The 22,117-nt window shown below is 60.5% G+C and carries 19 protein-coding genes and 1 pseudogene; 2 read left to right on the forward strand and 18 right to left on the reverse strand.

Features of this window, described 5'->3' with window-relative positions:
• Positions 1–223: 223 nt before the first annotated feature.
• From tenA to G6P99_RS36060, 9 genes are all read right to left on the reverse strand, one after another.
• Complete coding sequence (gene tenA / locus G6P99_RS36020) at positions 224–898, reverse strand: thiaminase II (RefSeq protein WP_165129094.1); 675 nt, start codon at positions 896–898, stop codon at positions 224–226.
• A 670-nt stretch (positions 899–1,568) separates the two neighbouring features.
• The gene (locus G6P99_RS36025; RefSeq protein ID WP_246709807.1) at positions 1,569–2,816 is read right to left on the reverse strand and encodes an acyl-CoA dehydrogenase family protein; all 1,248 of its coding nucleotides are present in this window, start codon (positions 2,814–2,816) and stop codon (positions 1,569–1,571) included.
• Positions 2,817–2,884: 68 nt separating this feature from the next.
• Positions 2,885–4,564, reverse strand: a complete 1,680-nt coding sequence (locus G6P99_RS36030) for an AMP-binding protein (RefSeq protein WP_165125317.1) — start codon at positions 4,562–4,564, stop codon at positions 2,885–2,887.
• A 114-nt stretch (positions 4,565–4,678) separates the two neighbouring features.
• On the reverse strand, positions 4,679–5,470 hold the full coding sequence (locus G6P99_RS36035) for a GntR family transcriptional regulator (protein ID WP_165125320.1): 792 nt from the start codon (positions 5,468–5,470) through the stop codon (positions 4,679–4,681).
• A 15-nt stretch (positions 5,471–5,485) separates the two neighbouring features.
• Positions 5,486–7,027, reverse strand: coding sequence for a sugar ABC transporter ATP-binding protein (locus G6P99_RS36040; RefSeq protein ID WP_165125323.1), 1,542 nt, complete (start codon positions 7,025–7,027; stop codon positions 5,486–5,488).
• Complete coding sequence (locus tag G6P99_RS36045) at positions 7,024–8,076, reverse strand: SMP-30/gluconolactonase/LRE family protein (protein WP_246709707.1); 1,053 nt, start codon at positions 8,074–8,076, stop codon at positions 7,024–7,026. The genes G6P99_RS36040 and G6P99_RS36045 overlap by 4 nt, the downstream gene beginning before the upstream one ends.
• Positions 8,077–8,145: 69 nt before the next feature.
• Entirely contained in the window at positions 8,146–10,257 is a 2,112-nt protein-coding gene (locus G6P99_RS36050) for an ABC transporter permease (protein WP_165125329.1), read from the reverse strand.
• 116 nt (positions 10,258–10,373) lie between these two features.
• Positions 10,374–11,396 carry a sugar ABC transporter substrate-binding protein gene (locus G6P99_RS36055; RefSeq protein WP_165125332.1) on the reverse strand — a complete coding sequence of 341 codons (1,023 nt, stop codon included), beginning with the start codon at positions 11,394–11,396 and terminating at the stop codon, positions 10,374–10,376.
• A gap of 59 nt (positions 11,397–11,455) precedes the next feature.
• Positions 11,456–12,442, reverse strand: coding sequence for an ABC transporter permease (locus tag G6P99_RS36060; protein WP_165125335.1), 987 nt, complete (start codon positions 12,440–12,442; stop codon positions 11,456–11,458).
• A 767-nt stretch (positions 12,443–13,209) separates the two neighbouring features.
• On the opposite strand from G6P99_RS36060, the pseudogene G6P99_RS36065 reads away from it, so the two are divergent.
• Both G6P99_RS36065 and G6P99_RS36070 read left to right on the forward strand, forming a co-directional pair.
• Positions 13,210–13,389 (forward strand): annotated as a pseudogene (locus tag G6P99_RS36065) ((2Fe-2S)-binding protein); the annotation flags it as partial.
• 497 nt (positions 13,390–13,886) lie between these two features.
• The gene (locus G6P99_RS36070) at positions 13,887–14,084 is read left to right on the forward strand and encodes a hypothetical protein (protein WP_165125338.1); all 198 of its coding nucleotides are present in this window, start codon (positions 13,887–13,889) and stop codon (positions 14,082–14,084) included.
• 382 nt (positions 14,085–14,466) lie between these two features.
• Here the strand turns inward: G6P99_RS36070 and G6P99_RS36075 are convergent, their stop codons facing one another.
• The 9 genes from G6P99_RS36075 to G6P99_RS36115 all read right to left on the reverse strand — a co-directional run bounded on the left by G6P99_RS36075 (position 14,467) and on the right by G6P99_RS36115 (position 22,083).
• Entirely contained in the window at positions 14,467–14,685 is a 219-nt protein-coding gene (locus tag G6P99_RS36075) for an alginate export family protein (RefSeq protein WP_334261829.1), read from the reverse strand.
• 305 nt (positions 14,686–14,990) lie between these two features.
• The gene (locus G6P99_RS36080; RefSeq protein ID WP_165125341.1) at positions 14,991–15,893 is read right to left on the reverse strand and encodes a glyoxalase; all 903 of its coding nucleotides are present in this window, start codon (positions 15,891–15,893) and stop codon (positions 14,991–14,993) included.
• Position 15,894: 1 nt separating this feature from the next.
• Complete coding sequence (locus tag G6P99_RS36085; protein ID WP_165125344.1) at positions 15,895–16,323, reverse strand: DoxX family protein; 429 nt, start codon at positions 16,321–16,323, stop codon at positions 15,895–15,897.
• A gap of 34 nt (positions 16,324–16,357) precedes the next feature.
• Positions 16,358–18,205: an amidohydrolase gene (locus tag G6P99_RS36090; RefSeq protein ID WP_165129096.1), complete on the reverse strand. Its 1,848-nt coding sequence runs from the start codon at positions 18,203–18,205 to the stop codon at positions 16,358–16,360.
• Complete coding sequence (locus G6P99_RS36095; RefSeq protein WP_165125347.1) at positions 18,199–18,483, reverse strand: XapX domain-containing protein; 285 nt, start codon at positions 18,481–18,483, stop codon at positions 18,199–18,201. Before G6P99_RS36095 ends, G6P99_RS36090 begins: the two co-directional genes overlap by 7 nt.
• 74 nt (positions 18,484–18,557) lie before the next feature.
• Positions 18,558–19,247: an isochorismatase family protein gene (locus G6P99_RS36100; protein WP_165125350.1), complete on the reverse strand. Its 690-nt coding sequence runs from the start codon at positions 19,245–19,247 to the stop codon at positions 18,558–18,560.
• Between the two features lie 442 nt (positions 19,248–19,689).
• A complete protein-coding gene (locus G6P99_RS36105) occupies positions 19,690–19,866 on the reverse strand; it encodes a hypothetical protein (RefSeq protein WP_165125353.1) in 177 nt (58 codons plus the stop codon).
• Positions 19,867–20,168: 302 nt separating this feature from the next.
• Positions 20,169–21,143: a 3-hydroxyacyl-CoA dehydrogenase NAD-binding domain-containing protein gene (locus G6P99_RS36110; RefSeq protein ID WP_165125356.1), complete on the reverse strand. Its 975-nt coding sequence runs from the start codon at positions 21,141–21,143 to the stop codon at positions 20,169–20,171.
• A 16-nt stretch (positions 21,144–21,159) separates the two neighbouring features.
• A complete protein-coding gene (locus G6P99_RS36115; RefSeq protein ID WP_165125359.1) occupies positions 21,160–22,083 on the reverse strand; it encodes a 3-hydroxyacyl-CoA dehydrogenase in 924 nt (307 codons plus the stop codon).
• Between the last annotated feature and the right edge of the window lie 34 nt (positions 22,084–22,117).

The raw sequence follows: 22,117 nt of genomic DNA on the forward strand, positions 1-22,117 counted from the left end.
TGGGTTTACGGTGCGCTCGGAGGGCGTTCGCATTTGCCGCGATTTCAAAGCGTTGCAAAGCCGAGCAGCACAGCAAAGTGCGTTTGACCACCCGTGCTCTTCGGCGTGGCCAAGTGTCCAAAATCATCAAAGAGAGACCAATTGAGACCAAATCTGCGGATGGCTTTGCCAACAAATTTGAACCGATGACCTTCAGGTTATGAGCCTGACAATTTCCGAAGCGCTATTCGACACGCTGGCCCGCGCGCCAGCCCATCTCCCAGAAGTCTGCCTCGAGACGAGTAGCTTCCTTGAAGATCGCAATCAGCTCTGCCTCGCGGGCCGGGGTGGCGTAGAGATCAGCGAGACGCTCCAAGTGCGCTCCCGCTTTCGCCGCGACCTCTTGGTATGGCGCGCCGGCGTACTCGGCAATCCACACGCGATAGGGGTTCGTCGCAGCGTTTGCATCGGGTCGTGCAGCCAGCCGCTTCGCGATCTCCGCGTACCCGATCACGCATGGGGCCAGCGCCACCTTGAGCGCCAGCAGATCGCCGCGCATTCCAGCATCCAGCACGTAGCGAGTATAGGCTAGCATCTCGGCCGCCGGAGGGGTCTGTTCAAGGTCGCTTGGGGACAGACCCCAACCGGCACAGAGCGTCACATGAAGGTTCAATTCGACATCAAGGATGGCCGAAAGACCGGCCGCTGCTTCACGCATGTCGGCAAGCTTGGGCGATTTGTAGACCGAGAGCGCGTAGGCGCGCGCGAACTCGATGAGGAACAAGTAATCCTGGGCAAGATAATAACGAAACGCCGCGTCGGGGAGCGAGCCGTCTGCTAATCCGTTCGTGAAGGGATGCTCGGTGTAGGCGCGCCACTCAGCAGATGCCTCTGTCTTTAGACGCTCCCAGAAACTCACGTTATGTTCCGCCTGGCTTGTCATGAACCGCTTTTGATTACTTCCCATAGCCTGCATTTTGACGCTGACCTTGGCCGGCCGCGGCGATCTGCCGGCACGCTGCCGTATGGAGGTCGCTTGCGGTCGATCGCTGGGCTTGAGTGCGTTCTCACGTTATCACCTGCAGAACGCAACGTCCTGGTCCAAGATTCGACTACAGACGATCCGCACCATTTTCGCGCCAATAACAACCCGCACGAAGCGCGGCGAACGTGGTCGAATTCGACGAAAAGGCAGGAAACTTAACGGCGGCGACGATTATCCCACCGCTCATAACGGTCTGGTTGCAGGTTCGAGTCCTGCCGGGCCCACTAAGAAGATCAATATCTTACTGGGTCCTAGTTGCCCGCAGTGCGACGACGGCACCAGAAACCGCACCAGATACGTGCTCTTTTCGTTCGCGAGCGGTTCGCGCTCCGCCCGCGATTAGCCAAACTGAGAGAGGATGAACGAGCTAATTGCTGGTGATCGCTCCGCGCTTCATCGCAGCGAAGAATCTCACCTCGGCAAGATTGCGGGGTTTCCTCATTCAGCGCGCAGGCAAACGCCGCGATGTTGGCTTGCAGCAAGCGTGGGCGGGCCCGACAGTTTCGATACACGGTCGGTAAGCCCTTCACCTTCCTGATCCCATCTATGGCAGACCTTTTGGGCGTGGCCACAGGCCTCCTTCGGACCATGATTCAGATTCATCTGGGGACATCGGATCGGCGCCGCCGCCGGTCCGGGCGGGATCGGAATTGAGCCAACGGTGCAACTCGAGCTTGCCTATCTGGTTGCGGTGGACCTCGTCGGGGCCATCGGCCAGTCGCAGCAAGCGGGTCGTGGCAAGCGCTGCCGAAAGGAAATGGTCGTTGTTGGTTCCACCTCCACCGAAAACCTGTATCGCCCAGTCAACGATCGTCTGCGCCATGTTTGGCGCGACGACCTTAATCATCGCGATTTCCTGCCGCGCGGCCTTGTTGCCGACCGTATCCATCATATGGGCCGCCCTGAGAGTCAGTAGCCGTGCCTGCTCGATCTTCATGCGCGCCTCAGCCAGCCGCTCAAGCGTCACCGTTTGCTCGGCGAGAGGCTTGCCGAAAGCGACACGTTTCAGCGCTCGCCTGCACATGCGCTCGAGCACGCGCTCGGAGAGGCCGATCAACCGCATGCAATGATGGATGCGCCCAGGTCCGAGCCGTCCCTGCGCGATCTCAAATCCACGTCCCTCGCCAAGCAGCATGTTAGTGGCCGGCACGCGCACATTTGTGAACATCACCTCGGATGCGCGATCCGGTACGCCGTAAAACCCGAGCACCGGCAGCGAGCGGACTACATGCACGCCTGGCGTATCCTTCGGCACCAGAATCATCGATTGGCGCTTGTGACGGTCCGGATGCGCTGGGTCGGTCTGCCCCATGAAAATGATGATCTTGCATCGCGGATCGGTGGCACCAGTCGTGTACCACTTGCGGCCGTTGATCACGTAATCGTCGCCGTCACGCACGATCACGCTGGCGACATTGGTCGCGTCGGATGAGGCAACGTCTGGCTCGGTCATCGCAAACGAAGAACGGATCTCGCCCGCAAGCAACGGCTTTAGCCAACGTTCCTTCTGTGCCTCCGTACCGTAGCGCAGGATCGTCTCCATATTGCCCGTGTCCGGCGCACTGCAATTGAAGACCTCGGGAGCAAGGTGCGAACGTCCCATGATCTCGCATAGCGGCGCATATTCGAGATTCGTTAACCCGTCCTCGTGAGCGGGCAGAAACAGGTTCCACAAGCCGACCTGTTGCGCGAGCGGCTTCAGTTCCTCGACAACCGGATGCACGGCCCAGGGCCCGAGCCGCTCCGCCTCCTGATAGTATCGGCGCTCATTCGGGTAGATGTACTCCATCATGAAGCGCTGGATACGCGCGGCCAGCTCCCGGCTGCGTTCGCTTTGCGTGATATCCACCTGAGTTCTCCTTACTGGCTGCGTAGGCCGTCCCTGAGCGTGTTTCGGGTAATCTTCCCGGACTCTGTCTTCGGCAGATCGTCCAACACGCGAATGTCGACGGGGCATTTGTAGGCCGCCAGCCGCTCGCGGCAGAAGCGGGAGAGCGCGGCGACATTGATTGCCGTGCCGGGTTGGGCTGAGACGAACGCCACCACCGTCTCGCCGCGATAGGGATCGGCAGCACCGACGACGGCTGCCTCGCGCACACCCGGAAAGCCGTAGATCACGTCTTCCACCTCGCGCGGCCAGACCTTGAAGCCAGACGCGGAGATCATGTCCTTCTTGCGGTCCACAAGATAGAACCAGCCACTCTCGTCGAAGAAGCCGACGTCGCCGCTATGCAGCCAACCATTGGTCAGAACCTCATCGGTTTCCGCCGGCTTTCTCCAGTAGCCAGCCATCACGCCTGAGCCACGCACAACCACCTCGCCGTGCTCGCCGGGCCCGAGCGGGCGACGCTCGTCGTCAACGACGATCGCATCGACGGCGGCGGTCGGCCTGCCGATAGATAGCGCGCCGGACTCGGGATCGACGGGAATCGGACCTTCGTTGGGTGCAAGGTGACTTGCAGAAGTCAGTTCGGTCATTCCATAGGAACTGCGGATCGCCCGTCCAAACCGTTTCGCAAACGCATCGATGACCGAGGGAGCAATCGGCGCGCCGCCGGAATAGAGATATACAAAGCTCTCGAAATGGCGGCCCGTCGCGTCGGCCTGGTTCATCAGCGCGATGAACGCAGTGATGGCACCAACGATGAATGTCGGCCGCCATTCAAGGAAGGCATCGAGCGCGACCTGCGGTTGGAAGCGATAGGTCAGCACCATCGCTGCATTCGCGGCGAAGGCCGCAACCATCTGGATCTCGAAGCCGGTGATGTGGAACAGCGGTGCGACACCGAAGATTCGCGACGTGCCGTTCAGCTCGAAATGATCGCGGCAGATCAGCGCCGTCGCCACCAAATTGCGATGCGTGAGCATCGCGCCCTTGGGAACGCCTGTGGTTCCGGACGTGTAGAGCAGCAGGCCAATGTCATCGGAGACCAGAACTGGTGCCGGGGGTGCCGGTGTGTTTTCGGCGAAGATTGTGGCCAGCGCATGGGCCTGCGGCGCCGGGCCAGGCTCCGGCAGCACACGGGCATCGTTTCGCATCTGGAATTCACGAGCGGCGGTCCAGAGCACCAGTTCGGGATCGACCGAATTGGTCGCCGGGAAAACGTTCTCCCATTGATCATCGTGGCAGATCACTGCCTTAGGATCGCAATCCTTGAACAGCTTCCGAAGCTCCGGCGTCCGGTACATCGGGTTGAGGCTGACGACGATGGCCCCGACTTTCCAGGCCGCCACGCTGACGACGACGAATTGCGGCACATTCTGAAGAATGACGACAACCCGGTCGCCGCGCCCAACCCCTTTGCGCGCGAAGAGGCCGGCGAGCCGGTCGCTGAACCGGTCAACATCGGCATAGGTCTGCGTCGCATCGAAATAGAACACCGCCGGCGCCTCGCGCGGTACAGCACGAAACAGATCGAGTGCCGTCAGCCTTTCGTGATCGGGAGAAGCGACAGATGTTTCTCCGAGACGCGCCCGCAGCTGACCTGCGGCCTCCTCATAGGCGCGCACACGCGACACGGTATCGGAGCCGGCACTCATTCTCGTTACCCGTTGCAGCCGCGGTCGCGACGATGCCAGCCGCATCCAGCCTTGCGACGGTGATACCCGGCAGCCGTCCTCATCCTGTCGCCGACAACACCGGTGTTTCGGAAGCTAGTCATTCGACTTTTTTCCTCGATAAACCGAGCCGAGACGTGGGTGCGGTAACGCGGCGCGGTTCGTAAGGGGCGGTTGGGCCGCCCCACTCTCTTTCGCCTGAATGACGACGCGCGTGCGCCGGATGTGGAGGCGCACCAACACCTGTGCGGCGTCGACGTCGCGCGCCCGGATCGCATCCATGATCAGGACGTGCTGGGGATCGGAGAACGGAAACCCATCCTTGGCATAGGTTTCGCTGACGAATTGCCGTCGGAAGTGCTGCGTGCTGTTCCAGAAGCGCTCGACCATCGCCAGCAATTGCGGCATCCGCGCGCGCGAATAAGTACGCAGATGAAACTCCCGATCGAGCTGGATATACTCCTCGAGGGTGGTTACCTGCTCAAGTTCACGCACAATGCGGTCAAGCGCCTCAATGTCCTCGTCGGTCAGGTTTGGAACGCTTTCGCCGATGGCAAGCGGTTCGACCGCTTCTCGGATCTTGTAGATCTCGATCGACTCTTCCGAATCGACGTCAGCAATCCAAGCGCCACGGTTCGGCGCCATCACAACCAGTCCCTCGTTCTCGAGCTGCTTCAGCGCCTCCCGCACGGGAATGCGGCTCGCTCCGAAATGCGCCGCAAGAAGTTCCTGCCGGATCCGCGTACCCGGCCGCATCTCGCCGCTCAACACCGCGCTGCGGATCTCGCTTGCGATCCGCTCGCTCATCAGCCGACCGCCATCCGGATCGTCTTGATTGGCGGCGCGCACCACGTCGGTCGAATGGGGAGGCCGCTGATAGGCACTCATGAAAGGCCCTCCTTATCAATGAATGGCCGCGTACATGATCTTGTCTTCGGTCGCATCAACCCGTGTCATTTCCTCGACGATACGCCCGCCACGAGCAACCAGGATCCGATCCGAGATAGCCAATATCTCCGGCAGATAGGAAGAAATCACAACGACCGCCTTGTTCTTGCCCGCCAGCTTGCGAATTGCCTGGTGGATCTGTGGAATGGCGCTGACGTCGACCCCTCGCGTCGGCTCGTCGAAGATGACCACTGTCGGTTCCTGCGCGAGAGACTTTCCCACCACGACCTTCTGCTGATTGCCGCCGGAATATTCCACAATCTTCAGCGTTCGCTTCAATGCCGAGATCGAGAGCGCCGAGATCCATTGATCGGCAATCCGCTTCATCTCGCGCGTGGAGTAGAGGAATCGCCTGATGCGCGGCGACGACAGATAACCAAGATAGATATTCTGATCCACCGTCATCGTCTCGAAGAATCCGTCGACCTTGCGATCCTCGGTGATATAGGCAATTCCGTCGCGCACCGCCTGCCTGGGCACCCGATAGCGGACCGGCTTGTCCCGCAGATAAATCATCCCGCCGCGCAGGAAGTTGCGCTTGCGCGCGCCGCTGATGATCTGCGCGATCTCGGAACGTCCCGCACCGACCAATCCGAAAATGCCGACGACCTCTCCGTTGAACACCGAGAACGACATATTCTTGACGATGCTGCCCATCGTCACGTTCTCGACCGAAAGCACCTTCTCGCCACGTGACGAATCGGGCTTCGGTGCATCTGGATCAGCGCCGTGGGTTGCGTACTGCGCTGCCGTTTCATCGCGGCCAACCATCATCCGCACGAGCGAGTCGCGGGTGACGTCCTTTGCGGGCATCGTGGCGACCAGCTTGCCGTCCCGGAGTACGGTGATGCGATCGGCGATGTTGAGTGCCTCTTCCAGCGCGTGCGAGATGAAGATGATCCCGGCGCCCTTGTCTTTCAGAGTGTTGAGAAGATGGAACAGATGCTGCGTCTCCTCAGGCGTAAGCGACGCAGTCGGTTCATCGAAGATGAAGACCTGTGCATTGTGGCGCACAGCTCGCACGATCTCGACCATCTGCCGTTTGGCCGTTCCGAGATTCTCAACCAGCACCAACGGATCGACATTGAAGTTCATCGATTGCAGCGACTGCGTCGCCGCTATGTTGATCTTGCTGTAGACCGTGACCCACTTCTCCATGCCGAGTTCAAGGTTCTGCGCCACCGTCATCGACGGCACCAGACTGGACTCCTGGTAGACCATCGCGACGCCACCCTCGAGCGCCTCCTTTGGCGAGGCGAACGAGACCTTGCGTCCGCGGATCACATAGTCCCCGGAGGTCAGCACGATTGCGCCTGCGATCGCCTTGCACAGCGTCGATTTTCCCGCACCGTTCTCACCCAGCAGCGCGTGTATTTCGCCAGGCCGCAGATCGAAATTGACGCCATCGATCGCATGCAGACCGCCATAGACCTTGCTGCCATTGACGACTTGAAGCAGCGGGGTTCCTGCCTGTTGTTCCGCCGGCATAGCGCTCATCCTTCTTGCGCGCCGCGACCACGCGGCAGTTCAACGAGGCAATCGCGTCCCTTTGACACCGCCATCACACGGGAGCCAATCGGGCGGACGGCGGTTATTCCATGGACCCAACCATCGACGCGGCTATGCAACGTCTCCGTCGCCATGCCCTTGGCGTCCAGCCGCGCAACGAGGCCATACGAGCGCGGTGGTGCCCACGGTTTCTGGATGCCGAGCTTCTTGATGCGGCCGATTTGGGTCGGCTCGCGCGGATTGAGACGGCCATCCAGCACCGGCCCGATCCAAAGCTCTGATGGTACCGTCCGCATCATTTCTTCGCAAAATGCCCGTTCGCGCAGGACGAATTCGGTCAGCTGCGTGCGAAGCGCGAGGAAGGCCATCCAAACCCGTCCGTCCGCCCCCTGGCCGAGACGCGCCGGATAGCCAGTATAGTTCTTGACGATCACGCGCTTGTCGCCGCCCGCGCGTGAAAAAGCGGTCAGGCGATGAGCCCAGGATTCGGCGACCCACACCTCGTTGCCGTCACTGGAAACGACCACGCCAAGCGGCCATGCGAGCTTGTCCGCGCGCACGCTCGCGCCATCAAGCGAGGCGTCGCAAGCGATGAGTCGGCCCGACGGGGCGCGGTTCTGCATCAGGTCGGTGAGCCAGAGGTCAGGCCGGTGGTTCCGCGAACCGTCGGTCAGGTAGATTCCACCGTCCGGGGCGACCGTCACCGACAATGGACAGGCAACCTTCTCGCCGTCGACGCTTTCGAGCCTCGCGACGATCTTGCCGACTGGCGAAAGCGCCACCAATCCAACCCCAGAGACACATGCCAGCAGCCTGCCATCGGGCGCGCTGGCAAGTCCGCCAACAGGCCCCTCGAGTGTCGCGAACACGGCGCGCGTGTCGAAATCGTCCCCCGTGCAACGCAGGATACGGTTGCCGGTCGAGACATAGAGTGCGCCGTCCTGCCCGAGTGCGATGTCATCCGGCCGCTCGATCTCATCGCCGAGCTGGCGGGCGTGATCGAGCCGCTGGTTCGGGGAGAACGCGCCGTCGAGCACCGGAATGACATGAAGCTCCCGGTTCGGAAACAACACGCGATCGACGATATCGCCAAGCAGAGACATGTCTCAGGCCCCTCCCCAATAGGACTTGTGCGCTTCCCAGGTCGGGTCAGCATCCTGCAGGCGGATACGGCCGATACGGTTGTTCTCGAGACCGCCGATGTAGAGATAGCCCTTGTGTTCGCGGACCGACGTGATGGTCGGATGCGAAAGCCCGCCGGGATCCCACAGCGATTCTGTCACCACGCCATTGTCGTCGAACTTGATCACGCAGCCGTAGTTGATGCCCGGGCACAGCCACTCGTCCGGCGGGATTTGCTTGACCATCCGGGTACGGAAAACTGGGTTGCGCATGGCAAGATCATAGACCGGGGTGCGCAGGCCGACGAAGGCGAGCCAGTACTTGCCATCGGAGGCGCGGTTGATATTGTCGCAATAGCCCGGAAGATTGTCGATCAGGACTTCGCTGGTGCCCGCCTTCGGGCCGGCGATCCAGTAGCGGTTGACCTGGCACAGCCAGGTGCTGGCCCACAGCACCGACTGACCGTCATGCGAAATGCAGATGCCGTTGGGAAACGTCAGGTTCTTGAGGACGGTCTTGGTTATGCCGGCTTTCGGATCGTGGCAGATCAGCCGTCCATTGCCTCGGCCCTCAAAGCCGTCGAGCGCCCAGTCAGTCAGTTCGTAGCGGGTCGAGGCTTCGCTGAAATAGATCTTGCCGTCGGGCGCGACGTCGAGATCGTCCGCGAGATAGAGCCGCGAGTCGTCCTTGAGGCGTGTACGTGTCCGCGTGGTGCGATCAGTGACCTTGAAGACCGAGCGATCGGGCTTCACGCCGTAGACGCCCATGCCGGCGATGCAGACGAGGAGGTTCTGATCCTGATCGAACGCCAACCCGAGCGGTCGGCCGCCGATGCGCGCGAATTCCTCACGGACGGTATAGTCCGGCGCGAGAAAGCGGATGATCGAGCCATTGCGGTTGACGGTGTAGAGATTGTCTTTGCGGTCGAGGATGATGTCCTCCGGGCCCTCGATCATGTTGAGCGCGATCGCTTCCGCGTTCTTCAGGCGGTCGTTCTCCGCGAACGGCGTGCCGCTACCGCGCTCGACCGACGGCGGCGGCTCGAAATCGACCCAGCTTGGCGTGACATAGACCTTTTGCAGCACCTTGCCCTTGTTCTTGACCCACTTCACGTTGAAGCCGACCGCGAACAGCAGGATGATGCCGATGATGGCGGTCGTCAGGTTGCCGGAGATGCCGAGCCGCACCATGCCGCTGGTGAGCATGAAGATGATCGCCGCGCCCATGACGGCGCGCGCGATGGTGCCACGGCCACCGGAAAGGCTGATGCCGCCGAGAACCACCGCGGCCAGGGCGTTGATCTCCCAGCCGACGCCGGTGTCGGTGCCGGAACTGCTTTGCCGCGCGGCATAGAGGATTCCCGCCAGCGCCGCGATCGACCCCGACATCACATAGGCCGAGAACAGCACGCGCTTGACGTTGACGCCGGCGTGGCGGGCCGCCTTGCGGCTCGACCCGACCGCCATGATGTGGACGCCGGGCTTGATGCGGGTGAGAAAGAAGTGCGTTCCGACGCCAAGCAGGATCAACACCAGCATGTTAACGGGAATGCCGAGAACTCTGCCCGATTCCATGAAATCCCACGCATTAGAGCCGCTGTCGATGCTTGCCAATTCGTCTGTGAATGCGACCGTCACCTTGTTGTAGGCGGCGCGAACGATGATGAGGACGACCAGGGTCGTCAGGAACGGGCGCGTCTTGCCATAAGCAATCAGGCCGCCGTTGATTGCGCCCATGGCCGCGCCGAACAAGATGACAAGGACGATCGTCACCGGCAGCGGCAATCCAAGAATGAGGTACAGGTAGAGCGCTAGGAAGTTCGACATCGCGAACACCGCGCCAACCGACAGATCGATGCCGCCTGACAGCACGGAGAAGGCCATCGCGACCGCGACCATCCCCTGCTCCGCGAAATTCCGCATCAACTCCTGAAGGCTGCTTGCCGTCAGGTAGCGCGGAATCATCACCGCGAACGCCAGGAAAACCGCGATCGTCAGCGTGAATGGAACGATCGGCTCCATCCATCGCTTCTCAAGCAATTCGCCCAGGAACAACTGGGGCGAATGGCGGTGCCAGGCTCGTTGCAGGCTTTTCATCAACAGACTCCGGCGGGTCCGGCGCAGAGGCAGCCGAACGGCGGGACAAGGCAGAGGGGATGAGGATCGGCCACTCCGGCCTGCCCGCGCCGCAGCGGGCGCGGGCGCCGGAAGGACTACTTCGCGCCTTTCGGGATGCTGAAGCAGTACATGCGATCGTCCTTCGACTTCACCCAGGCGGGGGTCGTGTAATAGGCGGTGTTCTTCGCGCCCGGCTTGTCGCCGCTCTGCAGAAGCGCGATCACCGCGTCGGCGATGGTCTGTCCCTGCACGTCGGCGCGATACGACAGGTTCGCAGAGAACGCACCTTGCTCCAGAAGATCGCAATCCGCGGGCTGTCCGTCGCTGGCGACGAACACCTTCACCTTGTCGCCCATGTTGGCCGCCTTGATCGCCTGAGCCGCACCCGCCGTCTGCGGTCCCCAGACGCTGAGGATCCCGCACAGCTTGGGGTGCTGCTGCAACACGGTGGTCGTGATATCGCCGGCCTTGTTGGCGTCCCAGCTGGTCGGCTGCGACGACACGACCTTGATCGACGGATCGGTCTTGAACACTTCCATGGCGCCGTTCTTCATGTCGAGCGAATAGGCTGCGGTCGCCTCGCCTTCGAGGATCGCGACCTCCCCCGAGCCCTTGCCGCCGCCGCATTGGTTGATGACCTCGCGAGCGATCTTGGTGCCGAGATCCTTGGCATCGACGCCGACATAGGCGTCGCTCAGGGTATTCGACGCCATGTTGACCTGCACGACATAGATGCCTGCATCCATCGCACGCTTCAGCTCCTTGGCGAGCAGCGTGACGTTCGGATTCTGGACCACGAGCACGTCAGGCTTTTCGTTGATGTAGTCGCTAACGGTCTGAAGCTGGATGTCGGACTTCATGTTGGCGTCACGGGTGACGAGCTTGATGCCGTAATCGTCGAAACGATCTTTCATCACACGCGTCCATTCGGATTCCAGAACGCCCATCCAGACTGGCGACCAGGCCACCGTCTTGCCTTTGAGCGCCTTGTCGAATTTGTCGCGCAACTGGTCGCGCGGCCCGGCCGCCTGCGATGGCAGCGCAACCAGCGCGGCGGTTGCCACCATCGCCGCCAGCCCGATGCCGGCAAGAGCCTTCCTATGCAGTGCTTTCGTCATGTTTCTTCCTCCCCTTCTATGTCGGCCGATTGTTGCGGCCCGTTGATGAATGCAGAGCTTCAATCACCCTGCTTCGACGTCTCCTCGTCACGCGGATGCAGCCGGGAATCGAGCAGGATCGCGATCAGCAGCACGACTCCCTTGACGATGTTCTGGGTCTGCACGTCCATGTCCATGATGGTCATGCCGTTCAGTAGCACGCCGATCAGCAGCGTTCCGGCGATGACACTCATCACATTGCCGCGGCCGCCGACGAGGCTGACGCCGCCGAGCACCACAACCATGATGACATCGAAGATGATCGTCGATTCCGCGACTTGGAGGTGCATCAGCGCCGTTTGCGCGATCATCACGACACCACCAACGTAACCGATCGCCGCACACAGCGCGTACTCGATCATGGTCAGCGGACGGGTCGGCAGACCGGTCTGGCGCGCGGCGTCGGGGTTGTCGCCATGGGCATAGACGAAGCGCCCGATTACGGAGCGCGACAAGAAGAGATGCACGACGACCGCCGTGGCCGCGAAGACCAGGATCGAGATCGGGACGCCGCCCCAGATGTTTCCGCCGAGCCGCAGGAACTCGTCGTGCCCCTTCGAAAGATACACGACATAGTGCTGCACAGCAGTGGTGCGTACGATCCCCAATACCGCAAGGCTCGATGCCAGCGTCGTCAGTAGCGGCGGCATCTCGATCACCGAGATGAGAAACCCATTCAGGATACCGATGCCGATCGCCATTACGAAGCCGATGAGCAGCGCGACCGGCGTCGCATAACCCGAATTCATCAGAATAATCGCGATCGCGGTGGAGGCGGCGAAGGAAGCGACTTGCGACAGATCGAGTCCACGCCCGATCACGACAACCGCCATGCCGAGCGCGAGGATGCCAAGTATCGAAATGTTACGCGCCAGCGCGAACAGATTGCCGAGCGTCAGGAAGCCCTTCAGGAAGATCGAGAAAACGACGATCAAGACCGCGCACATCGCCAGCACGGCCGTTGTCTGCGTCAATTTCGGCCCGCGCGCTCCCGAACTGCCGGTCACCGGGTCCTCCCAAGGTTGATTTTATTCCACGAGGAAACTGGACAAAATGTATCCAAAAGTCAACGTCGGTATCCAAATGGCTAGGCGACAGGGTATCTCCCGCGAAGAATATCCGCCACTTCAATCGACTATATTCCAGTATTCTCAGCTGTTTAGATTTGGCGCATCGCAACTGTTCACGATCGACCCACCCTACATCATTTTGAAGACGCGGAGCCGAAACAGATCAATTGGATACATTAGGCAGTGCTGATGGTTAAGTCTGCCCTTGGCAAGGCGAGATGGATGCCGATCCGTATATTGGATGGAGGTGGAGCTGCGAGGTCGCCAGTCAGGCAGGGATGATCTGTTGCGCATGATTATGGAAGGTGGACCGCCTCGCGACACGCCACGAAGGCGAATCTTGATGGCGACTTCCAAAGACGCATTGCCGCAACGATCTACTTCGCGCTCATCAACGGCAAGTGCATGGCCGCAATTGCCAGACGCTGTCGGGTTCGGAGCCTACCGACACAACCGGACGTGGGCTTATGGTGTGCTCGGAAGGCGTTCGCATTTGTTGCGATTTCAGTCACTTATCCCAACGATGAAAATCAAAACGTTCTTTTCAACCTCAAAGGGGCGTTTTTGCTCCCGCTGCCGACCCCAGCCCTACGTCCCGAACGTAATCAGCTACCGAAAAAATCAACAAAAACAATCAAGCTCAATCCTGATTGACCACTGCGACGGGCGATGTTGCTGCTCATCACAGAAGGTCCTCTGCTCCAATGATCGTGTGTTCCTGCAACGTGTTGAGCGATCACGACGTGCGTCATGCCGTTAATTTCGCGGACAAGTCTCCCCGGAATGCCAAGGAGATCTATGGCTGCCTTGGATGCAGCGCCGAATGCGGCCGCTGCGCGCGCACGATCAGGAGACTCATCGACGAGACGCTGGCATCCTGCGACTCATCGTCGTGGAAGAGCCTCGGCTCGCCGGTGCTCACTCCGGAGATTCCGAAGAAGCGCATAGAAAGCGTCCATGCCGAGGTCGGACCGCGCACCATCGAGAGTTCGAAGCCGAGAGAGAGCGGATCCTGCTTTCGGACTTCGCACCAACCGACCGGAGAGGGTCTCCTATGCCCGGCCGGCGATTACCTACTTGAAGCTTTTGATGGCGCCAATCTGATCGCCTATCACCTTACGATCCAGCCGACGCGACCGCGCGAGCGGAGCCACTCAGCGGGGTAACCGAGTGACCCCGCCCTACCCGCGCTGGTGGTCCGACCCGCCGGTTAGGCGACAATCTCACCAACGCTGCATTGCAATTTCGTGACAAGTCCCCGATGTCCACATACTCCGAATTTGACGGTCGCCGCGAAGTGGCGGTCATAGTGGCGTCGATTCTTGCATGTAAGTGATAACAGTACTGGCGCGAAAGCGCCTCCGAGACACAGGGGGCGTACATGGAAGTACGAAAAATTGCGATGTTGCGCGTGCACGAGCAAAACATTGAGCGTTACCAAGGACTGCTCCGCACCAAACTTAGCGACGTCGAAACTCACTTCATCGAACGGCGCCTATCCGAAGAGCGTTTCGCAATCGAGATGCTGAAATTTATGACTCGTGGGGAAACATCACCCAGGACGGACCTGTTCGCATAAGGGGGACTCCGCATACCCCTACGGTAGTAATCCGTTTGAGACGTGAACCGTGGCACGCATTGTGCAGACTCCTCATATGTCGGGATTTTGCACATCCTTCCCGGGGCTAGATCAAACGCCGCCAGCGAGCATTTTAAGCCTGGCGGCGTTGTCGTGCGTTAGCTTAGGTCATGCCGATCACCCGAAAGCCGCTCGAAATCCGGCTCGGGGTTGCCCGCCAGTTTGCGGCGACATGCAACCTATCACGCCGAGCAGGATGATATCCGCCGCGATCAGATCGCGGTCCGCACGCGGCAGACACTCCTAGAGCACCTGCGGGCGGGCACCAAGCCGCGACTGACCGAAGTCAAAGAGCAAACGCCGCCGATGCGATCCGATCTGCTCATTGCACTTCAACCGCGTATCCTTCCAGCATGACGGGAATGATTTTCTCTGTGCGGAAGGCGCGGTCGTCCTCGACATGAACGAGCAGTTGCCAGTTCTCGTTGAAATGGAAATCGGCATGAAATTGGAGCCTCTGGATAAGATAGTTGCGGGGCTTGGTGCCGCCGACGCCGACGCTCTGCGCATTGAGACTTTCGAAGCGCTCGCGGAGCGTCATCCCGAAAGAGACATAGCTTTGCGGATCGCCTGGCTGGATAGGAATTTATTTGATCGGATCATACCATTCCGTCCGAAGCGCGGGTTCGCAAGGGCCGACCAATCTTCCTGCCAGCGATTGGTCTTGATGTCAGGACGCTTGGGCGCATCTTCAGCGAACGCCGAAAGTGAAACTCGCGAGCAGACAAGTGAGCGCCGCGACGCTCGCGCTGCGTGCGAGAAGGACGTTCGTCCGGACCAGTCTAGAGCTTCGCATGGCCGGTTACGCCAACAGAGACAGATCCAGCCATTCTCAATAGTTGAAACTCATTTCGTCGGCGAGTGTATTTCAGCCACATAGCCACCAGGAAACTGTACCAATGCCGAATCCCTGCGATCCGAGGTAAATGGCTCGACAATGATCTTCGCGCCAGCGTTGGTTGCCTTAGCCAACGTCAGATTGCTTACCTCATAACCGGTGAGCTCGCGACCGTACGGGTAAGGCAGGTGACCATCCGTGATGAACACAGTCATCTTGCCGAACACGGATTCGATGCGAACACGACGATACGTGTCCTTGGGACGGCCGATTTCGACACCTGGCGCCTTTGCGTCATCTGAAACGATCTTGCCATGTGAGAAACCGAGGAAGCCGTGGGTGAACGCGTCAGCCCGCTCCGGAGAGACGTACACCCGGTTCTCGGGGATGGTTTCGAACGCGGCGTAGGATGGCTTGGTCGTGTGCCAGTAGAGCTGCATGTTGACCCCGCCCGGCCATTGGATCACGACGTCGCGTCCGATCGGGTCCGGGAAGGCAGACACGAGCACGTCCGCACCCGATGCCTTGGCGAGTTCGATCGCCTCATCGATATCGATGACGAGGTAGCCGGTGCGCTCCGCACCGAAAGGATAAGGAATCGGCGTCTTGAATCCGAACAGGGAGACGGTACCTACCGGTGTTTGCAGTAGCTGCGACGTCGTGCTGCTCGGCGTGGGCGTGACGGTAGCGACAACCCGTTTGGTGCTATGACCGCCGAAGGTGGCAAGGAAGCTTGCCACGAATTTGTCGACATCATCCGGCGCCACGTAGACATGGGTCGTGTCATATTGCGCGCCGACGCCGACCTGCGAAGCCGGCTGCCCCGCGTCCTTTGCAATGGCGGCGGACGGGCCCGTGAGCAGCGCCGCAGCCAGCAGTAAGATTTTGATCAGATGGCGGTTGTCAAGCATGCTAGCCTCTTTGCTGATCTCGCAGGGATAACACGGTGATCAGCACCAGGCCGGCGATCACGCCCAGTTGCTCGAAGAAAGCGTTGGTCGCCGTGAAGCGATCATGACCGCGCTGCGCCCAGAAATTGTTGGCCACAAGCATGGAGACCACGGTCAGGACACCGAGGCCTCCCGCCCCCAGCCAGGCCCAACGGCCGATAATCACCAGCGCGGAGCCGCCAAGCTCGCCGATGATAGCGGCCGCGGCCCACAGCCATGCCGGCTCTAACCCGAAATCCGCCTGCTCGGCGACGGCCGCGGGGAAATCAGCTAGTTTTTGGATCCCACCGATCAGGAAGGCCGAGACCAGGGCGACCCGCGCGATCGGCAGCAGACGCGACCACGAGAGAGTGACCGATATCCAGCGCGGTGTGTCTGTCATAGCAGCCATCTCACACCGCCCAACAGGCGCAGCCGAGCGCACCTCAAAAGCTCTTGAGATCCGAGACCGCAAGCTTGCCGGACCAGGCGCGGGCATGGTCATGACCGTGCACGCCACAGGCGTTGGCGCAGCCACACATCTGCATGGCGTGGGCTCTCATAGCCTGCGCTTTGCCGTCCGACCCGACCCGGTTGCCATATCCGCCGAAGCTTCGCACCGGCGACCAATCCGGCATAGCCGGCGGCGGCATGTTGGCGTCGAGAGCTTTGAAGGCTCCTGCGCCATAAACGATGCGCCCACCGACCACGGTCAGGTCGCTGGTGATATCCGCGATCTCGCTTTCGGCGCACGAGAAAAAGTCGCGGTCGGGAACGATCAGGTCGGCAAATTGTCCGACCTCGATGCGGCCCTTCTTGCCCTCCTCGTTGGAGAACCAGGTGACGTTCTCCGTCCACATCCGCAGCGCGGACTCACGGTCAAGGCAATTCCGCTGCGGATAGAGGCGAAGCCCTCCCACCGTCATGCCGGTGACGAGCCAGGCCAGCCCGACCCAAGGATTGTAGGAGGCAACCCTCGTCGCATCCGTACCTGCGGATACCTTGACACCCTTGTCGAGGATCTTCTTCACCGGGGGTGTCGCCTCGGCCGCACCGAAGCCATAGCGCTCGACGAAATACTCGCCCTGATAGGCCATACGGTGCTGCACGGCGATACCACCACCGAGCGCAGCGATGCGATCGATCGATCGATCCGAAATCGTCTCGGCGTGATCAAAGAACCAGTGCAGGCCCTCCAATGGCATGTCCTGATTGACCTTCTCGAACACGTCGAGTGTGCGCGCGATCGTCTCGTCATAAGTGGCGTGCAGCCGCCATGGCCACTTGCTCTGGACAAGAATGCGAACGACAGCCTCGAGCTCGTTCTCCATTTCCGGCGGCATGTCCGGACGGGGAATGCGGAAATCCTCAAAATCCGCCGCTGAGAACACCAGCATCTCGCCGGCGCCGTTGTGGCGGAAATAGTCCGTACCCTGCTGGTATTTCGAGTTTCTGGTCCAGTTCAGGAAGTCGTCCTTCTCTCCCTTCGGCTTCTGCGTGAAAAGGTTGTAGGCAAGACGGATTGTGAGCTGCCCCTCGTCGGAGAGTTTCTGGATGACGGCATAGTCCTCGGGAAAGCTCTGGAAACCGCCGCCGGCGTCGATGGCACCGGTCACACCGAGGCGATTTAGCTCCCGCATGAAGTGACGGGTCGAATTGACCTGGTAGTCGAACGGCAGCTTGGGTCCCTTGGCCAGCGTCGCATAGAGAATATTGGCGTTAGGCTTTGCTAGCAGAAGTCCCATCGGGTTGCCCCGCGCGTCGCGCACGATCTCGCCGCCAGGCGGCTCGGGCGTCTCCTTGGTATAGCCAACGGCGCGCAGTGCGGCAGCGTTGAGCATGGCGCGGTCGTAGAGATGCAGGATGAAAACGGGTGTATCGGGAGCGGCCGCATTGAGTTCGTCGATGGTCGGTAGCCGCCTCTCAGCGAACTGGTGTTCGGTAAATCCGCCGACAACCCGAACCCATTGCGGCGGAGGCGTGATCGCGACCTGCCGCCTCAACATGGCCATCGCGTCGGCAAGCGACCGGACGCCGTCCCAGCGCAATTCCATATTGAAGTTGAGCCCACCTCGGATGAGGTGGAGGTGATTGTCGATCAGGCCCGGCAGAACTCGCCGCCTTTTCAGGTCGATGATCCTGGTCGACGGACCGGCCAGCTTCATTACTGCGCTGTCGTGGCCGACCGCCGTGAAGATGCCATCGTTGATGGCGACCGCGCTTGCGACCGGATTCGAGCGGTCGAGAGTCGCGAAGAGTCCACGATGAAGAATGGTATCCGGGGCGTTCACGATGTCTTCTCCGCGATATCTGCAATTGTCCTAGCTTCGTCGGCATGTCTTCCAGGAAACACGCCGAACATGTGAGGCGCGCACTTCGCCCGCAGCCATGCTGCGGCAAGGCCTTGCCCCGCGACGATCTGTTTGGCGGCGGGAACAATCTGCTCGCCGGCAAGAATTCCAAGCAAGCCCACTAGCGCGACCAATGGAGGCGCCGGCGAGCGCACGTTGAGGAAACTGTAGATGACTCCGACCAACAGGCCGGCTCCCAACGAAAGGATGTGGACCTTCATGAGCTTTTTCCTTCTGAAACTGCCGAGTCATGACCCGGCAGGATCACTCAAGCGCGACAGCCGCTGGCATCCCACTACAGCTGGGGCTCCAACTGCTTTGCAGGTTCGTTCTGTCCGGCACCCACGCTCTTTGCCCGGTCGTAGCTCTCCATGACGGCCCGATAATTCGGTGTGGCGACGGTGTAGATGTCAGCGATTTCGGTGGCTTCCGGACGGCGCCAGGTGCGGTGGAGTTCGCAGATCACCGCGTTGGTGCTGGTTGGCACGATCCCGGACTGCACGAAACGGGCAAGCGTCGTTTGAGACGTCATGACGGTAGGATCGCCTGATGCATCCATCACTGCGTAGACGTTGAAGCCAGCGGCCTTGGCATCGAGCGCTGGAAACATGACGCATACGCTGGTCCAGACGCCAGCCATGATCAGGGTCTTCTTTCCCGTCTGCCGAACTGCCTTGACGAATAAGTCATTATCCCAGGCGTTCACCTCGCCCTGCCGCGGCACGTAGATGGCTTGCGGCGCCAGCTTGGCGATCTCCGGCATGAGGGGACCGTTCGGCCCGTCAGGAACGGAAGCTGTGGTAATGATCGGGACATTCAGCAGAGTGGCGATCTGGGTAAGCGCCATGACATTGGCGCGCAACTCGGCGACCGTAATGTCCTTGACCGTCTGGAATAAGCCCGTTTGGTGGTCGAGCAACAGCAAGGCCGTATCGTCGACATTCATCAAAGCCTTGCCACCGCCGCTGGGAAGAATATGTGTCATTTGGAGCTCCTGTCCTTTGTCAGATCAAACTTAGCGTCTACAAAGTCGAATCTAGTGGAAGGGTCGGCCGCGGGCTTTGCAGCGCGTGCTGTCGTTTTTTCATTTGTTGCTGTCGACCGAAGCGAAGGCGTTGGCGACCTGCCAATTCAGGCGGACATACCTTCAACATCATGACCGCGCTTGGCTGGAGCGCCCGGAGCTATGGCCTCCGAGAGCGACCATCGCCAACCAGATGGTGGAAGGTGCTTTGGCCAAAGCTCAGGCTGCGTGATTATTTCAGTGTTTTTACCCGAGTTCGTCCAGCGCTCTCCGAGCGCTAATCTGACTTGAGGAAGCGGTCTGCATGATCGGCGGCGCTGTGGTCTTGTCAGCGCCAAACAGCGCTACGAGAAGAGCGTTTCCGACCCCACGAACTACTGGCGTAGCGGTATGGCGAGGAGCGTCAATGGCCGCGCGGAGTTTGTAATTCGCGGCGACACGCATCGCTGAAACCACGCAGCGGATCCATTTTTTCGAGCAGCTCGGGCAAGTCGTCGAATGCCCTGTTCGGGGAACGGTAGGTCTCAATGATCAAATGACCTACCCTCTCGGCTGCTTCGATGACCTTGTCGCTCGACAAAGTTCGTATTCGGCCGATGAGAGCCTACAGGTCGACGAGTTTCGAAGTGTTGGGCTGCTCGTTGACGAGCGCATCGGCGTAGAGACTGGAAGCCTCTTCGACGAAACTCTTGTTGAGCTCTTGACGTTTTGATATCGCCTGCGTTTCTCGAAGCGCGGTCCTGACGGCGTTGAGTGAACATGCCGGTCAGGACCGTCGCCACGGTGCCGGAAGCCGACCCCGAAAACGCCGCAAGCGCGTGAACATACGTCAGGTCCATTGGTGCTCTTCTCTCATTTTAGGCGCACCGGGCTAACCGCTCGCTACTCAGCTGCGACTTCGCGCGCCGCGGCCGTCTCCGTCCACTTGGTGCGCAGTTCGAGAAGGCCGAGAAGAATTTCATCTCTCTCGGCTTCGAGTTCCTCGACGGTGCGTGCTCCGACCTCGGCATGGACGCCGTCGATGAGCTTCTTCTGCAGCTCCGGAGTGAGCACCGGCGAGCCGAGGGCTTTCCATGAAGCCGACATCGGGCCGGCGAACTGCTGGAAGAAGTGCTCGATCCCGCCCGAGCCCCCGCCGAGGTGATTGAGCATCATGTTGCCCATAATACCCCAGCGCAATCCCGGTCCCCAGGACAGCGCGTCGTCGACGTCGGCGGCGCTGAGCACATCCTCGGCAACAAGGTAATAGACCTCGCGCGCCAGTGCGCCCTGCAAACGATTCGCGACGTGGCCAGGCAATTCCTTGTTGAGGCGCACGGCCTTCTTGTCGATCGACTTGTAGAATTCCATGGCGCGCTGGATGGTACGTTCCGAGGTCTTTCCGCCACCGACAACCTCCACCAGCGGGATCAGATGCGGCGGATTGAAGGGATGGCCGATCACGCAGCGCTCGGGATGCAATGCGGCGCCAGATTGAATTTCGCTCATCTTGAGCCCAGACGAGCTCGACGCGATGATCACGTCGGGCGGCAGTAACTCGTCGAGCTGCTTGTAGAGCGTCTGCTTGAAGTCCAACCGCTCGGGACCGTTCTCCTGCACGAGGTCGGCGCCCGCGACCGCTTCGGCGAGGTCGGCAGTAAACCTCAAATTTGACTGCGATGCGCCGGGCGAGAGGCCCAGCCGTTCGAGCGCCGGCCACGCGGCTTTCACGAACTTCCTCAACACGGCTTCTGCGCCTGGCGCGACGTCTGTCGCGACGACGCGCAGTCCCTTGGCGAGAAACAGCGCGGTCCAGCTCGCGCCGATGACGCCGGTGCCGATGATCGCGATTTGGCGGATGGTTCTGGTGTCGGTCATGTCTTTTCTCCGGTGGTTAAATTTCGGTGTAGGCGATGCCGGTGAGATTGCCCTGGGCCCCAAGCAGCGTCCGCTTGTCCGTCCCATCAAACCTGGCGACGTAGAGCTGGCCGGCGAGATCGGTTATGAACATGCGGTTGCCCGGCACATCGAGCGCGATGCCGATCCCCTCCATAAGATCCGAAACCACGATCTGCGGCGCGTTCTGTCCGGGCCTCGCGTCAATGGGCGCGCGATTCACCGTGTTGCCACTGGGGGGATTGCCGCGATCGGTCCAGTAGAGGACGCGCCGTTCGAAATCGATCTCGAGATCGATCGGCTCGGGAGGGTCGTTGAAGAAGATTTCGACGTCGCTGCGATTGACCGCCGTCTCGCCCTTCGGGATGTCGACGCCGGCGCGCAGGATGCGCCCGACTCCGGCATTGTCGGCGCCCTTTTGCGTCCAGTAAATCTGTCGCCGCTGGGGATCGACGGCAATTCCAACGCACCATTTGGTCTGGTCGTGGCGATCGTCGTCGCCTTCTCCAGTCTGCACCAGGGTTTCGAGCTGCGAGCCATCGAGGTTCGAACGCATGACCCGCATTCCCTCGCGATCGGACCAGTAGAGCTTGCCGTTCGCTTTATCGAGATGGAGCTGCTTCGGCGTGAACGTGCCGCCGGGTGCGACGATGAATCTGCGATTCGCTCCCTCGAGGTCGGCGCGTTCGATCGAACCGTCGTTCAAGTTGGGAACGCCCATATTGGTCCAATAGACATGACCTGCAGCGACATCGACCACGACCCCGTCGGGATGCGGGCAGTCGGTCGCAATGATCTTGCGATTTGATCCATCCGGATCCATCGAGAGAACGCGTCCTCCGCTCAAGTCGAGCAGAAACAATCGGCCGGAGCGGGCGGCGGCCAATGGCGCCGTTGTTCTTGTGGCCTCAAGTACGATCATGGTCTTTCCTTCCGTGTCTGAGTTGCGCTTCGAT

The sequence above is a fragment of the Bradyrhizobium sp. 6(2017) genome, assembly GCF_011058295.2.
Taxonomy (GTDB): Bacteria; Pseudomonadota; Alphaproteobacteria; order Rhizobiales; family Xanthobacteraceae; genus Bradyrhizobium; species Bradyrhizobium septentrionale.

What these genes read in the sequence shown, in the direction of transcription:
- G6P99_RS36070 (WP_165125338.1), top strand. Translation starts at nt 13,887, where the DNA reads ATGGAAGTACGAAAAATTGCGATGTTGCGCGTGCACGAGCAAAACATT.
- G6P99_RS36080 (WP_165125341.1), bottom strand. Translation starts at nt 15,893, where the DNA reads ATGCTTGACAACCGCCATCTGATCAAAATCTTACTGCTGGCTGCGGCG.
- G6P99_RS36115 (WP_165125359.1), bottom strand. Translation starts at nt 22,083, where the DNA reads ATGATCGTACTTGAGGCCACAAGAACAACGGCGCCATTGGCCGCCGCC.
- G6P99_RS36085 (WP_165125344.1), bottom strand. Translation starts at nt 16,323, where the DNA reads ATGGCTGCTATGACAGACACACCGCGCTGGATATCGGTCACTCTCTCG.
- G6P99_RS36025 (WP_246709807.1), bottom strand. Translation starts at nt 2,816, where the DNA reads ATGATGGAGTACATCTACCCGAATGAGCGCCGATACTATCAGGAGGCG.
- G6P99_RS36030 (WP_165125317.1), bottom strand. Translation starts at nt 4,564, where the DNA reads ATGAGTGCCGGCTCCGATACCGTGTCGCGTGTGCGCGCCTATGAGGAG.
- G6P99_RS36055 (WP_165125332.1), bottom strand. Translation starts at nt 11,396, where the DNA reads ATGACGAAAGCACTGCATAGGAAGGCTCTTGCCGGCATCGGGCTGGCG.
- G6P99_RS36095 (WP_165125347.1), bottom strand. Translation starts at nt 18,483, where the DNA reads ATGAAGGTCCACATCCTTTCGTTGGGAGCCGGCCTGTTGGTCGGAGTC.
- G6P99_RS36110 (WP_165125356.1), bottom strand. Translation starts at nt 21,143, where the DNA reads ATGACCGACACCAGAACCATCCGCCAAATCGCGATCATCGGCACCGGC.
- G6P99_RS36035 (WP_165125320.1), bottom strand. Translation starts at nt 5,470, where the DNA reads ATGAGTGCCTATCAGCGGCCTCCCCATTCGACCGACGTGGTGCGCGCC.
- G6P99_RS36050 (WP_165125329.1), bottom strand. Translation starts at nt 10,257, where the DNA reads ATGAAAAGCCTGCAACGAGCCTGGCACCGCCATTCGCCCCAGTTGTTC.
- G6P99_RS36075 (WP_334261829.1), bottom strand. Translation starts at nt 14,685, where the DNA reads ATGACGCTCCGCGAGCGCTTCGAAAGTCTCAATGCGCAGAGCGTCGGC.
- G6P99_RS36100 (WP_165125350.1), bottom strand. Translation starts at nt 19,247, where the DNA reads ATGACACATATTCTTCCCAGCGGCGGTGGCAAGGCTTTGATGAATGTC.
- G6P99_RS36040 (WP_165125323.1), bottom strand. Translation starts at nt 7,027, where the DNA reads ATGAGCGCTATGCCGGCGGAACAACAGGCAGGAACCCCGCTGCTTCAA.